The organism is Klebsiella sp. BIGb0132, from assembly GCF_024810075.1.
Classification (GTDB): domain Bacteria; phylum Pseudomonadota; class Gammaproteobacteria; order Enterobacterales; family Enterobacteriaceae; genus Klebsiella; species Klebsiella terrigena.
In genome coordinates, this window is sequence record NZ_JANUDW010000002.1 from 221,569 (window position 1) to 234,136 (window position 12,568).

10 protein-coding genes are annotated in these 12,568 nt (G+C 62.1%); 1 reads left to right on the top strand and 9 read right to left on the bottom strand.

Annotated elements, in window-relative coordinates:
* The first annotated feature begins 359 nt into the window (after positions 1-359).
* Positions 360-2,765 carry a membrane-bound PQQ-dependent dehydrogenase, glucose/quinate/shikimate family gene (locus M2416_RS07910; RefSeq protein ID WP_259223132.1) on the top strand — a complete coding sequence of 802 codons (2,406 nt, stop codon included), beginning with the start codon at positions 360-362 and terminating at the stop codon, positions 2,763-2,765.
* A gap of 107 nt (positions 2,766-2,872) precedes the next feature.
* Here M2416_RS07910 and M2416_RS07915 read toward each other — a convergent pair whose 3' ends face one another.
* The 9 genes from M2416_RS07915 to M2416_RS07955 form a co-directional block, all read right to left on the bottom strand.
* Complete coding sequence (locus tag M2416_RS07915; RefSeq protein ID WP_259223134.1) at positions 2,873-3,838, bottom strand: ABC transporter ATP-binding protein; 966 nt, start codon at positions 3,836-3,838, stop codon at positions 2,873-2,875.
* Positions 3,835-4,815 carry an ABC transporter ATP-binding protein gene (locus tag M2416_RS07920; RefSeq protein WP_259223136.1) on the bottom strand — a complete coding sequence of 327 codons (981 nt, stop codon included), beginning with the start codon at positions 4,813-4,815 and terminating at the stop codon, positions 3,835-3,837. The genes M2416_RS07915 and M2416_RS07920 overlap by 4 nt, the downstream gene beginning before the upstream one ends.
* Complete coding sequence (gene opp4C / locus M2416_RS07925; protein WP_076948176.1) at positions 4,812-5,759, bottom strand: oligopeptide ABC transporter permease; 948 nt, start codon at positions 5,757-5,759, stop codon at positions 4,812-4,814. The genes M2416_RS07920 and opp4C overlap by 4 nt, the downstream gene beginning before the upstream one ends.
* Positions 5,759-6,718 (bottom strand): ABC transporter permease, encoded by a 960-nt coding sequence (locus tag M2416_RS07930; RefSeq protein WP_041145957.1) that lies wholly within the window; start codon positions 6,716-6,718, stop codon positions 5,759-5,761. The genes opp4C and M2416_RS07930 overlap by 1 nt, the downstream gene beginning before the upstream one ends.
* Before the next feature lie 45 nt (positions 6,719-6,763).
* The gene (locus M2416_RS07935) at positions 6,764-8,467 is read right to left on the bottom strand and encodes an ABC transporter substrate-binding protein (protein ID WP_259223141.1); all 1,704 of its coding nucleotides are present in this window, start codon (positions 8,465-8,467) and stop codon (positions 6,764-6,766) included.
* Between the two features lie 163 nt (positions 8,468-8,630).
* Entirely contained in the window at positions 8,631-9,659 is a 1,029-nt protein-coding gene (locus M2416_RS07940; RefSeq protein ID WP_259223143.1) for a methionine ABC transporter ATP-binding protein, read from the bottom strand.
* 64 nt (positions 9,660-9,723) lie between these two features.
* A complete protein-coding gene (locus M2416_RS07945; protein ID WP_041145954.1) occupies positions 9,724-10,500 on the bottom strand; it encodes a MetQ/NlpA family ABC transporter substrate-binding protein in 777 nt (258 codons plus the stop codon).
* A gap of 74 nt (positions 10,501-10,574) precedes the next feature.
* Positions 10,575-11,240: a methionine ABC transporter permease gene (locus tag M2416_RS07950; protein WP_374761789.1), complete on the bottom strand. Its 666-nt coding sequence runs from the start codon at positions 11,238-11,240 to the stop codon at positions 10,575-10,577.
* 10 nt (positions 11,241-11,250) lie between these two features.
* Complete coding sequence (locus tag M2416_RS07955) at positions 11,251-12,474, bottom strand: SfnB family sulfur acquisition oxidoreductase (protein ID WP_259223148.1); 1,224 nt, start codon at positions 12,472-12,474, stop codon at positions 11,251-11,253.
* Positions 12,475-12,568: the final 94 nt, after the last annotated feature.

Genomic DNA, 12,568 nt, shown 5'->3' on the forward strand with positions numbered 1-12,568 from the left:
AGGCACTAGCCCGCAATCTTCCGCAGGCTGCGTATCGCTCCCTCCGGTTCGGGATAGCTTCCTGCTGCACCGGACCACTCCTCACTCTCTTTGACCATCGCGCTATCTTCCGGCCTCGCGGCGTAGTGCTTAAAACCGCTTCGTCTATCAACTTCCTTTTATAAATTAAAAAATTTTAAACATAAAATGCTGGATAGTTTTACATAAAATTTACAAACTCATATACTTTCTTACGTTCTTCGCTCCGCTCAGGAGCGTCCAACCAGTATGTTATGTGGTCTGTGCCTTAATTATGTCAATAAAGCACTGTTTAAAATAAATACATTGGTTATAACGACTAACGTCGTATGGGATGAAATATGGACGAACAACGAGGAAGCGGCAGAGGGATGTTCTTCACCGCCTGGCGCCTGCTATTTGTGTTATTGAGTTTTTGCATTGGTCTGTTCTTAGCTATCTGGGGCGGCAAGCTCCTTTCTCTTGGCGGCAGCGCCTGGTATCTGTTGGCGGGCCTGGCCTACATGGTTATCGCCGTCGGCTACCTTATCCGCAGTAAATACGTTCTCCCTTTCGCAATTATTACCTTCTTTTTGACCCTGGTCTGGGCGCTATACGAAGTCCAGCTTAGCTACTGGGGCCTGATCCCGCGGCTGGTGGTTCCCGCTCTGCTGCTGATGCTGGGCCTGTGGCTGGCCGCGACCCTGCCGCTCAAACGCGCGCAGATCCGCTACGCGAACCGCAGCGCTGCGGTGATTTTTATTGCCCTGCTGGCGACGCTGGTGTCGGCATTCTATCCGCACGGCGGCATCCATAACGGGGTCGTCAAAGCGGCGACCGACGGCAGGCCGACCGAGGCCGCGAAAAGCGATAACTGGGAGTTCTTCGGCCGTGACGCTTCCGGCACCCGCTTCGCGCCTTATGACCAAATCACCCCGCAAAACGTCAAAAATCTGAAGGTGGCCTGGACCTATCACACCGGCCGTCGCCTGACCGGCGCCGGGATTGGGGTTGATGAGAATACCCCGCTGCAGATTGGCGATACCCTCTATTCCTGCACGCCGCTCAACGTGGTGACCGCCCTCGATGCCGACACCGGTAAAGCGCGCTGGCGCTTTGACCCGCACGCGCAGACCGCAGAGCATGTTACCTGCCGCGGGGTGGGCTATTACGATGCGCAGAGCGACGCCTCGCTCAGCGCCGAAGAGAAGGCCAGCCCGTCGCTGCAGCAGTGCCCGCAGCGGATTCTGGTCTCCACCGTTGACGCCCGTCTGCTGGCGCTAAATGCGAAAACCGGTGAACTGTGCGAGGACTTCGGCACTCACGGCAGCGTCGATCTGAAGCAGGGGATGGATAATACCGAAAACAGCAAGCGCTATCACCCCACCTCAACCCCGGTGATTATGGGGCACATCGCGGTGCTCGGCGGCTGGGTTCGCGATATCGTTCACGGCGAGCCCTCCGGCGTGGTCCGCGCCTTTGACGTGCGCAGCGGTAAGGTGGTGTGGGCCTGGGACGTTGGCCAGCCGGAAAACGTGACCGATCCGCAAAAAGGCCGCGTCTACACTCTCGAAACGCCGAACGTCTGGACGGTGCCGGGCTTTGATAAAGAGCTGAACCTGGTGTATCTGCCGACCGGCAACGGTCCGCCGGATTACTGGGGCGGCGATCGTAACGAGGCCAAAGAGAAGTACGGCTCCTCGGTGGTGGCGGTCGATGCCAGCACCGGTGAAACGAAGTGGGTCTTCCAGACCGTGCATCACGATATCTGGGATTATGACCTGCCGTCCCAGCCGGTGCTGTTCCACATGAAGAACGACCAGGGTGAAGAGGTCCCGGTACTGATCCAGACCACCAAAACCGGCCAAATCTACGTCCTTGACCGCCGTACCGGCAAGCCGGTGACCCGCGTAGAGGAGCGGCCGGTGGCGCAGGGCGGGGCGGAAGGCGAGCGTCTCTCCGCGACCCAGCCGTTCTCTACCGGTATGCCGCAGCTCGGCGTCGAGCCGTTAACCGAGAAATCAATGTGGGGCGTGACGCCGTTTGATCAGCTGATTTGCCGTATCGACTTCAAAGAGTCCACCTATCTTGGAATGTATACGCCGCCGTCAGAGAAGCCCTATATCGAATGGCCGAGCCTGCTGGGCGGCATGAACTGGGGCGGCATCACCATCGATGAGCGCACCGGGACGCTGTTTGTTAACGACATGCGTATGCCGCTGAGAATGTCGCTGGTGCGCCAGGAAGATATGGCGAAATACAAGGTCTCCACCGACGAAGTCCCGGGCTTTATGGGTACCGTTCGTCCGCAGATCGCCGGGCCGTACGGCGGCGTGCGGATCGATATTCTGCAGTCCGCGCTGGGCGTACCGTGCAACACGCCGCCGTTCGGCACCATGAGCGCCGTTGACCTCAATAGCCGCCAGCTGCTGTGGCAGGTGCCGCTGGGCTCGGTCGAAGATACCGGTCCGCTGGGGCTGAAAACCCATCTGCATATTCCTCTGGGAATGCCGACCCTGGGCGGACCAACCTCGACGGCTTCCGGGCTGATCTTCTTTGCCGGTACTCAGGATAACTATTTGCGGGCGCTGGATTCGGCGACCGGGAAAGAGCTGTGGCGCGCGCGCCTGCCGGTAGGCGCAGTGGCCGCGCCGCTGATCTACAAATCGCCGAAAACGGGTAAAGAGTACGTGGTTATCTCAGCCGGCGGCGCCAGCCACTCGCCGGACGTCGGCGACGATATCATCGCCTACGCCCTCGACGAGTAGCGCCCGCGGGCTCTCCACGCCTACCGAGGATTAGCTCCCTCTGGGGAACAAAACATGCCGCTGAACGAGCGGCAGGTTTTTTTTCGCCCGCAGCCGGGCCGGACGAACTAAACGGCGTGGCAGGCGACGTGATGCCCCGCGGCGACCTCCCTGAGGACGGGGACCTCCCGGCGGCAGCGCTCGCTGGCCTGCGGGCAGCGGGAGGAGAAGCGGCAGCCGGGCGGCGGGTTTGACGGGTCAGGGATCTCGCCCTGCATCGCGACCGCCGGTTCATGCAGCGGGTCTAAGGTGGGCACCGCCGCCAGCAGCGCCTGCGTATAGGGATGCAGCGGCCGGGCAAACAGCGCGTCGCGGCTAGCGGTCTCCACCAGCTGTCCGAGATACATCACCGCCACGTCATCGCACAGATGCTCCACCACCCCGAGGTCGTGGGAGATAAACAGGAACGTGACCCCCAGGTCGTCGCGCAGGTCGGAAAAGAGGTTAATAATCTGCGCCTGGATGGAGACGTCCAGCGCCGAGATCGGCTCGTCGGCGATGATGAAATCCGGGTTGAGGATCAGCGCCCTGGCGATGCCGATACGCTGGCGCTGGCCGCCGGAAAATTCGTGCGGAAAACGGTTGTAATGCTGCGGCGCGAGGCCGCAAATCTGCATGACCGCAATAGTTCGGTCATACAGCTCCGCCTTGCTGCACAGCCCGTGCTCCAGCATCGCCTCGCCGATGGCGTCGCCGATGCGAATTCGCGGGTTCAGCGAACTGTAGGGGTCCTGAAAGACCAGCTGGATTTTCGGCCGCAGCGCCCGCATTTCGCGCGGGGAGAGCGCGCTGAGCTCGCGGCCGCGATACCTGACGCTGCCCGCGGTTTTCTCATACAGCCCGAGCAGGGTGCGCCCGACGGTAGTTTTGCCGCTGCCGGATTCCCCCACCAGGCCGAAAATGGTCCCCGGACGGATCTTAAAGCTCACGCCGTCCACCGCCCGCAGCTCGCCGGTTTGCTGCCCGAACAGCCCGTCGCGCAGCGGGAAGTGTTTTTTAAGCCCTTCGACTTCAATGACGTATTCACTGCTCATGCCACGACCTCCGCGAGCTCAGGATGAAAACAGGCGACCTGCCGGGCGTTGCCCGCCAGCGGGGGGATCCCCTGGCGGCAGCGTTCGCTGGCGCGCGCGCAGCGGTCGGCAAAGGCGCAGTACGGCGGCAGGGCGGCCAGATCCGGCACCTGGCCGGGGATCGAGTAGAGGCGGCGCCGGCGCTCGCCGGGCACCGGGCGGGAGGCAATCAGCCCCTGGGTATAGGGGTGCTGAGGATGGCGCAGTATCCCGGCCGTCGGGCCCTGCTCAACGACCCTGCCGGCGTACATCACCACTACGTGCTCCGCCATTTGCGCAATCACGCCGAGGTCGTGAGTGATCAGCATCATCGCCATCCGGCTGGCCCGGGAGCGCTCGCGCAGCAGCTGGAGGATCTGCGCCTGCACGGTGACGTCCAGGGCGGTGGTGGGCTCGTCGGCAATCAGCAGCTGCGGTTCGCAGCTCAGGGCCATCGCGATCATGATGCGCTGCAGCATCCCGCCGGAGAGCTGGTGCGGGTAGCTGTTCATCAGGCTCTCCGCCCGCGCCAGGCCGACGTCGCTAATCAGCCGCGTAGCGTGCTGCCAGGCGGCCTTTGCCGATTCACCGCGATGGCGGATCAGCGGTTCGCACAGCTGCTCGCCGATGGTGAATACCGGATTGAGCGCGCTCATCGGCTCCTGGAAGATCATCGCCAGCCGGTTGCCGCGCAGGTCGGCCATTTTGCCCGCCTTCAGGCGCAGCAGATCCTCGCCGTTGAACAGAATCTCTCCGCCGTCGACGCGCGCCGCCTGGGGCGGCAGCAGGCCCATCAGCGACATCGCGGTGACGCTTTTGCCGCAGCCGGACTCGCCGACCACGCCGACGGTTTGCCCGGCATGAATGGCGAAAGAGACCTCCTGCACCGCCCGTACGCGGTTTGTTTCGCCGGCAAAGGAGACCGAAAGCTGGTTAAAGGTGATTAGCGGCGTGCTCATTTGAGCCTCTGTTTCATTTTGGGGTCCATCGCGTCGCGCAGGCCGTCGCCCAGCACGTTAATGGCGATAACGGTGATAAAAATAGCCAGCCCCGGCGGCATCCACAGCCACGGGCGGCGCTGGAAGTCGATCAGGCTGTTGGCGGCGTCCATCATGTTGCCCCACGACGGGGTGGGCGGCACCACGCCGAGCCCGAGATAGCTCAGGGCCGACTCGCTCAGAATGGCGTTGGCGACCGCCATCGTCGCCATCACCACCAGTATCGGAATGGTATTCGGCAGCAGATGGCCAAACAGGCGGCGGCGCGCCGACAGGCCCAGCACCCGGGTGGCCAGCATAAAGTCGCGTTCGCGCAGCGACAGGCACTGGCCGCGCACCAGCCGGGCCAGCTTCGGCCACTCCAGCAGGCTCAGCATTATCACCACCATGTAGATCCGCGACTCCGGGGAGAAATCGAGCTCCGAGAGCATCGCCCCGGCGACAATCAGCAGCGGCAGGCCGGGAATGGTCATCACCAGGTCCGCCAGGCGCATGATCAGCCGGTCGGTCAGCCCGCCGGCGTAGCCGGAGACCGCGCCGAGCAGATAGCCGAGGGTCACCGACAGCAGCATGGTCAGAAGGCCGATAATCAGCGAGATCCGCCCGGCCAGCAGCAGGCGGGTATAGACGTCGCGGCCGAGGAAATCGGTACCCAGCCAGTGTTCGGCGCCGGGCGGCTTGTTGATCATCAGCACGTCGGTGGCGTCATCTTTCCACGGCGACCACAGGGGACCGAGGACGCACCATGCCGCCATCAGCAGCAGGATGAGCAGACACAGCATCGCCAGCCGGTTGCGCTTCAGCGCCTGCCAGGCCTGGCGCCAGGGGGAGGGCGCTATCTGCGCCAGCGTCGGGATCGTCGCTTTACGCAGGCGACGGTTGGTTGAAAACAGGGAACTGAGCATCAGGACCTCACTCGGATTCGCGGGTCGGCCCACGCGTAGAGTACGTCGGCAATCAGGTTGCCGAGGATCGTTAGCACCGCCAGAAACAGGGTAAAGCCCATCAGCACCGGATAGTCGCGGGCGGCCAGCGAGTCGATATGAATATGGCCCGCTCCCGGCCAGTTGAAGACTTTTTCGGTGATGATGGCGCCGGAAAACAGCCCCGGCAGCTCAAAGCCGAGCAGGGTGATAATCGGCAGCAGGGCGTTGCGCAGCGCGTGCCTGAAGATGACCGTGCGTTCGCGCAGCCCCTTGGCGCGGGCGGTGCGGATAAAATCCATTTTCACCACCTCGAGCATGCTGGCGCGAAAGTAGCGGGTCAGGCTACCGGCCTGCAGCATCACCAGCGCCAGCACCGGCAGCGCCAGATGCGCCGCTACCTGCAGGATATAGGCCCAGCCGCGATCGTCGCTGCCGGTGTTGGTCATGCCGCCCGGCGGTAGCCAGTGCAGATCGACGGCGAACCACTTAATCAGCAGCAGGCAGAGGAAAAAGGTCGGGAAGGACATGGCGGCGAAGACGGCGATGCTGACCAGATGGTCGAACAGCGAGTTGGGCTTCATGGCCGAAACGATGCCCACCGTCAGGCCGATGCCCCAGTAGAAAACCAGCGCGACGCTGGCCAGCAGAAAGGAGTTCCACACGTACTGGTTGAGCAGCTGGCTGACCGGGATCTGGTACTGCAGCGAGAAGCCCAGGTCGCCGCGCAGCAGCTGGCCCAGCCAGTGCAGATAGCGGGTGAACAGGGGCTGGTCGAGGCCGTAGATCGCCTTCAGCTCGGCGGCGCGGGCGGCGGTAAGGGTGATATTACCGTCGATAAAGTCGCCCGGAGTTTTAGCGAACAGCATAAAGATGATCAGGGAGGCCAGCAGCAGCATCGGCAGGGTCTGCAGCAGCCGTCTGAGGATAAAATTTCTCATAACATTCTCACGTTCCCCGCCGGTGAACCCCGGCGGGGACGATATTTACCTGGCGATTTTCACGTCCGGCAGGCTGCCGGTCAGACCGTTATAGATATCCGGCTTAAAGCCGCTGACCCTGGCGCTGCTGGCGGAGAGGATCTCGCGATAGCCGAGGAAGATAACCGGCGGGTCTTCCGCCAGCACTTTGTACAGCTGGTGGTAAATCGGCTTGCGCTGGTTGACGTCGAGCACCGAATTGCCCTGGCTAATTAGCTTATCGACCTGCGGATTGTGATAGCCCGACTCTTTCGCCTCGCTGCTGTAGAAGTCCCACACCCCGTCGTGCGGGTCGTTCAGCGTGCTGGTGCTGAAGGAGGCCAGATCGTAGTTACCCGATTTGCGCTGGGCCATCAGGGCGTTGAAGTCCACCACCTGCGGCTTCAGCAGGACGCCAATCTGCTGCCAGTTCTCTTTGGCGATGGGGATCAGCGCATCGTTGAGCACCTTCTTGCTGACCAGCAGCGTCAGCTCCAGGCGCCGGCCGTCTTTCACCCGGATGCCGTCCGGACCGGGCTTCCAGCCCGCCTCATCCAGCAGCTTCTTCGCCTGTGCCGGATCGTATTTATACGGATTGACGCCTTCAGCGTTGTAGGCCCAGGAGATCGGGGCGATGGGCTCAATGGCGACCTTGCCGTAGCCCTGATACACCACGTCAATCAGCTTCTGCCGGTCGAGGCCGTAAATCAGCGCCTGGCGCACTTTGACATCCTGCAGCGCCGGGCGGCGGACGTTGAATTCAACCTGGCTGTAGTCGCTGGAGCCATAGAGGTTGATGTTGGCGAAGCCGAGCATTTTCAGCTGTTCGATATCGTCCGGACGCGAGGTAAAGGCGTCGTAATCGGTCTCGCCGGTCTGGAACAGCTGGAAGTTGGTGGATGGATTGGTGACGCGATAGATAAAGCGCGGCGTCGGCGGCGTACCGCGATAGTAATGGCTGTTGGCGTGGAAGCGGATCTCCTGGCCCGGGAGATACTTATCGTAGACGTAGGGGCCGTTGCCCAGCGGCTTGCCGTGCAGCGTGCGCAGATAGTCGAGCTGGCCACGCTGATATCCCTTGCCGTAGTAAGCTTTGGAGAGCACCGGGCCGCCGATTTTGGCAAGCGTGGTGGCGCCCGGTTCGCTGGTGGTCACCTGCAGCGTCAGCGGGTCGATCACCTTCAGACCGCTCACGCTGTCTGCCGTACCGGCTTTGTATTCAGCGCCGCCGGTAATATTGGCGAGCGTGATGTCGGTATCGCCGTCGTATTTGGGGTCCAGCAGGACGGTGAGCGTAAAGGCCACGTCTTCGGCGGTAAGCGGCGAGCCGTCGCTGAAGGTCAGATTGGGGCGCAGCTTGATGGTGTAAACCTTGTTATCGGCGCTGACGGTCCAGCTTTCGGCCAGCCCAGGGACCAGGTTACCGTGGCTGTCCCAGTCAATCAGCCGCGAAAAAATGACGTTGGTGACGTTTTCGTCCCAGCCGTTAACGAAGAAATAGGGGTTAAAGATGCCCTGCGGCTCGGAAATGCCGGCGACTACGGTGTCTTTACGCAGCTTCGCGGAGGCCGGGATCTGGCTGACATCGGTAGCCGGGGTGATCCCTTCCTGTAAAATATCGTCCGCGCTGGCGGCAGAAGAAAATGCCACCGCGCCGCCAAGGAGCGCGATTTTCAGAGCCAGCGAGAATCGCGAACGTTTGGTTTTTAATCCGGGCAGTAATCTGGACAAAAGTGCTCCCTCATCAAATAATTGCGCTTAAATTTACAATTCATGACGAAAGATAAGAGCCGCACCTCCGGCTGTCTAACATCGAAACGCTATGATTTATAGCGAATTGGAATTAGCAATAATACAGCATTAAAATGCCGGATTTTAGCTAAGGTGTAGTGATTTACGCTATCACCTCCGTGCCGAGGGTGAAGCGGTCCGCTACCCAGCCGTGCTGGCGCAGCGCGGCGAGGTCCAGCGGCTGCGCCAGGCGTACCCGAATCTGGCCGATGGTTCGCCCCTGGATATGCTCGCAGCTGCTGGAGAGCAGGCTGGCCTGGGCCCCGAGCAGGCCGGCGATCTGCTGTAAATTGGGCTCCCGCCCGCTGCTGCCGTCAAAGTGCAGCGTCACCACCTGGCGACCGGCGGCCAGCGCCTCCGGCTCGCCGGGGCGCGCGGGATGCAGCGTCCCGGTCATGCTGCGGGTGACCTCGTGCTGCGGATTGCCAAAAATCTGCCACACTTCGCCCTGTTCAATAATTTTTCCTTGTTCGAGCACCGCCACCCGATCGCACAGCGTACGGATCACGTCCATCTCGTGGGTGATAAGGATAATGGTCAGGCCGAGGCGCTGGTTTATCTCTCGCAGCAGCGCCAGCACGGCGTAGGTATTCTCCGGGTCGAGCGCCGAGGTCGCCTCGTCGCACAGCAGGATCTCCGGCTGGGTGACCAGCGCGCGGGCGATACCGGTGCGCTGCTTTTGGCCGCCGGAGAGCCGCGACGGCCAGCTGTCGCGCAGGGCGCTAAGGCCCACCAGCTCAAGCATTTCGTCGACCCGCCGCCGTCTTTCGTCCCGGGGAACGCCGGCCATTTTTAGCGGCAGCTCGACGTTCTGCGCCACGGTCTTCGTCGACATCAAATTGAAATGCTGAAAGATCATCGCCACCCGGCGACGCAGATCCCGCAGCTGGGTGGGGGCATAGCGGCGGGTCGGCTCGCCGTGAATAATGATTTCGCCGCTGTCGGCGCTTTCCAGGCGGTTAAACAGGCGCAGCAGGGTGGATTTCCCGGCGCCGCTGCGCCCGATAATGCCGAAGATTTCGCCCTGGTGAATCGTCAGGTTGATATCCTGCAGCGCCCGAACGCCGTTGGGATAGGCTTTGCCGATGTGGGTTAACTCAATATGCGGTACCGCGCTGGGCGCATTGGTCACGGTATTCTCCTCCGTTAGCCAGCAAATGGCGGCAGCGGTGGCGCTGCCGGGTGGATGTCAGCGGTTAGAAACCGGGCAGAATTTTGCCCTTATAGCGGGTGAGGATGAAGTTGCGAACCGCCTCGGAGTGCAGGGCCTTCGCCAGCTTCTGGATCCCCGGATCGTTGATGTTGTCGGGGCGGGCCACCAGGTACTCGACGTACAGATCGCTGCCTTTTTCCACCAGCAGCGCCTTGTCGGTATCGATTCCGGCCTCCAGGGCGTAGTTGGCGAAGATAAACGCCAGGTCGACCTGATTCACCGCCCGCGCCAGCATCGCCCCCTCCAGCTCGCGGATTTTAAAACGATGCGGGTTATTGACGATATCCCGGGTGGCCGACTGCGGGTCCTGCGGGTTTTTCAGGGTGATGAGCCCCGCGTTGCTGAGCATCACCAGCGCGCGGCCGGTATTGACCGGATCGTTGGGGATGGCGATGGTGGCGCCGTCCGGTACCTCTTTAATCGATTTATATTTGCTGGAGTAGGCGCCAAACGGTTCGATATGGACGCCCACCACCGGCAGCAGATTGGTGTGCCGGGTCTGGTTGTAGTTATCGAGGAACGGCCGGTACTGGTAGTAGTTGGCGTCGAGGTTCTTTTCCGCCAGCTGCTGGTTAGGCTGAATAAAGTCGTTGAAGACTTTAATTTTTAAATCGACCCCTTCTTTCGCCAGCGCCGGTTTGACGAATTCGAGGATCTCGGCGTGCGGCACCGGCGTGGCGCCGACGGTCAGCGTTTCACTGGCGGCGGCCGAGAAAGAGAACAGGGCCAGCAGCCCGGCGGCGATAAGCGTTTTTTTCATCATCTTTTCCTTTCATGTTTGCGCAACGGATGCCCGTCAACCGGCTGCGGCAGCGGGAAGAGGGCGGGCATCCTTTATTTGTGGCTTATTGACCGCACGAGGCGGTCGCCGCTCATTTGTAATATCTGCACCAGGGCAATCAGCAGCAGCACGGTGACGACCATGACGTCGGTCTGAAAGCGCTGATAGCCAAAGCGGATCGCCAGGTCACCGAGTCCGCCGCCGCCAATCACCCCCGCCATTGAGGTGTAGTCCACCAGCAGAATGGCGGTGACGGTCACCGCGGCCACCAGCCCCGAACGCGACTCGGGCAGCAGGGTATGCCAGATCAGCTGCCAGGTGTTGCCGCCCATCGACCAGCTGGCCTCCACCAGCCCGTGATCGACTTCGCGCAGCGCCGTTTCGACCAGCCGGGCGAAGAAGGGCGCGCAGCCGACGACCAGCGGCGGAATGGTGCCCTGCACCCCCAGCGAGGTGCCGGTAATGAAGGTAGTGACCGGGATCATCACGATCAGCAAAATGATAAACGGCAGCGAGCGCAGCACGTTGACGGCCAGCGACAGCAGGCGGTAAAGCCGCGGGGCGTGCAGCAGCCGGGGCTGGCCGGTCAGATAGAGCACGATCCCCAGCGGCAGGCCAATCAGGACGGTAAAGCCCAGCGACCAGCCCAGCATCGTCAGGGTATCGATAGCGGCCTGCGCGACGTCGCTCCAGTCGATTTCGGCAAAAAATTCCAGCACCGTCGCCACCCTAGTTCCAGTCGTGGCGCTGCGGGCGAACGCCGTTCAGCACCCAGTTGCCCAGCAGCTGATATTTCCAGCGCACCGGGTCGTGTAGGGTATGGACGCGGGCGTTGCGCCAGTGGCGATCGAGGTTATTGCCGCTGGCGGCGGCGCGGGTGCCGCTGAGCTCAAACAGGCGGCTGGCGGCCTCCAGCGCCACTTCGGTGGTGAAGACCTTTGCGCGGGCGACGGCCACCGAAGCCAGGGCGACGTTCTCCTCGTTCAGCGCGTGGCGGTAGCGATCGAGGGTTTTCCCCGCCCGCTCCAGCAGCGCCTCGGCGGCGGCCAGCCGGCTGTCGATCTGCCCGATATGGTAGATGGTGAGCGGGTCGTCGCCGGCGCGTTCTACCCCGGCGTCAATCCACGGCCGGGCGAACTCGCGCACGAACGCCACCGTGTCGTTGAGTGCCGCCCGGGCGATGCCGGCATCGATGGCGGCGGTGGTGAGCTGCGCGAAGGGGCCGGCGAGCGTGGGGGTGGCGTAGGATTGCCACGTCGGAAACAGATGGAACGGCTGGACCGCCAGATCCTCGGCCAGCACCGTCCCGCTGGCGGTGTTGCGCTGGCCGAGGCAGGCCCAGTCGTCGACCACGGTCAGCCCGGCGCTGTCGCGAGGGACAAACGCCAGCTGCGCGTTGTCGTCGGCATCGAGCGCCAGAATGCCGATCCAGTGGGCGTAGAGCGAGCCGGTGCAGTAGCCTTTGCGGCCGTTGATATACAGTCCCTCCGCGCGCGCCTCCAGCCGGGTGCGGATATCGAGAACCGTTTTACCCCCGGTTTCTGAGAGGGCGTTGGCAAAGCGGTGCCCCTGCAGGACGAGGTTAAAGAAGAAGTCGCGCTGCTCATCGCTGCCCTGCAGGCGAATATCCTCCAGCAGGCAGTAGTGGTTCTGCGGGATTTGCCCCAGCGACGGGTCGGCGGCGGAGATAATGGCGATAACCTCCGCCAGCGTAGCGGCAGAGACTTCGGCCCCGCCCCAGCGGCGCGGCACGGTAATGCCCCACAGCCCGCTATTGGAAAAGGTATCAACGATCTCGGGGGGCACAAAGCCGCTGCGGTCGCGCTCGGCGGCGCCGGGCCGCAGCACCAGCGCTATCTCATGGGCGATGGCCACCGCTTCTTCATCGCTGCTGATAACGTATGCCCGCGGGGCGAAACGGGTGTAACTAACCGGCTGTGTGCTTTCTGGCATGCTGATCCCATCCTGATTACTGTGCTATATGCAAAAAATAGATAAATAAATAATCTATAATTCCAAAGAGTTATATAATCAGATAGCAAAGGCT